At 41.9% G+C, this 425-nt stretch carries 1 pseudogene; it reads left to right on the plus strand.

The features are described 5' to 3' along the window. Positions 1-425, plus strand: a pseudogene (locus J7R05_RS08365) (DUF3792 domain-containing protein); the annotation flags it as partial.

The raw sequence follows: 425 nt of genomic DNA on the forward strand, positions 1-425 counted from the left end.
AGCCTTGCTCTGGGAGGTTTTGTTGCCGGACGTTTTGCAGAATCCTCAGGAATACTTCACGGCTTTCTCACTTGGGCTCTCTTAACACTTCTTTTGACCATTCAAGCTATTCACGTGGTTTCAAGTACAGCAAAGATAGGTGCTAAAGCTGCCTTAGAAAACAGCTCCATGGTCCAACAAACCGTAGACAACTTCAAAACAAATCTTTCTCCCCTTCTTTCAAAATTAAATGGCGAAAGTCTTGAAAAGTTTTTTGCAAAAAACAGTGACAATGGCGTTGATTTTGATCAGCTTGGTAGTGAATTGCGCACCCTTCTTAATAAAAGCGACATTCCTGCCCTCAACCCTGAGCGCTTAAAACAAACCTATCAGGCAGCCCTCAACGATATTGGCTCTGCAATAACAGCTTTTAAAAATGATCCTTT

The organism is Bartonella capreoli (genome assembly GCF_902813205.1).
Taxonomy (GTDB): Bacteria; Pseudomonadota; Alphaproteobacteria; order Rhizobiales; family Rhizobiaceae; genus Bartonella; species Bartonella schoenbuchensis.